Annotated in this window: 1 protein-coding gene; it reads left to right on the top strand. The window is 45.5% G+C overall.

Translation table 11 applies throughout. The features are described from left to right. Nucleotides 1–113: 113 nt before the first annotated feature. A partial coding sequence (locus ACYQ8U_RS23040) for an IS110 family RNA-guided transposase (protein ID WP_459947901.1) occupies nucleotides 114–1,025 on the top strand: 912 nt, incomplete at its 3' end.

Genomic DNA, 1,025 nt, shown 5'->3' on the forward strand with positions numbered 1-1,025 from the left:
ACATCTTCGAAGCCTGATAATCATCTAAAAGGCACCTCCCTCAGTATGTCATTGGAACACTCCTCTGCTATACTGAAAGAAAGCGACCAAACTTTCAACAAAGGAGGTGCCATATGGGATTATACGCCGGAATAGATCTGCATTCAAACAACAATTATTTAGCGATCACTGACGACCAGGATAAACATATCTATGAGAAACGGCTACCAAATGAGCCGGATGTCATACTGGCGGAATTGACGCCATTTCAAAAAGATCTCGTAGGTATCACCGTGGAATCGACATTCAACTGGTATTGGTTGGTGGATGCCCTGATGGACAACGGTTACCGGACACATCTGGCAAATCCTGCCGGGATCCAGAAATATAAAGGTTTGAAATACAGCAATGACCGTCACGATGCTTTCTGGTTGGCTCATCTTCTTCGTTTGGGAATATTACCGGAAGGATACATTTACCCGAAAGAGGACCGACCGATGCGGGACCTGTTGCGGAAAAGGGGACATCTGGTGCAACTGAGGACCTCACTCATCAACAGTCTGCAAGGGATAATCAGCCGAAACTGTGGCTGCAGACTCAGTGGCAATAAAATCAAGAGGTTCAAGGAAAATCACATTGCTCCACTGCTGGCCGACCAAGAAGATTTAGCACTGAGCGGCGAGGTAAGCAAGAATGCTATTGATTTCTTGTCAAAACAGATAACTGCAATAGAAAATGTCGTTCTGAGCAAAGTGAAACTGAAAAACCAATTTCTCGGATTGCAAACCATCCCAGGCCTCGGAAAGATTCTCGCCATGACGATCATGCTGGAAACAGGAAAGATTGAACGATTCACCAAGGTTGGTAATTTTTCATCATATTGCCGAAAGGTGCCGAGCAAATGGACAAGCAATGATGTGAAAAAAGGGAAAGGAAACGTAAAAAACGGCAACAAGTATCTGGCGTGGGCCTTTTCTGAGGTAGCGGAATTCGCCCGTCGTTACGATGAGAGTGCCAAGGCGTTTTTCAACCGTAAAGCCGGAAAG

It is taken from the genome of Desulfocastanea catecholica (genome assembly GCF_054657295.1).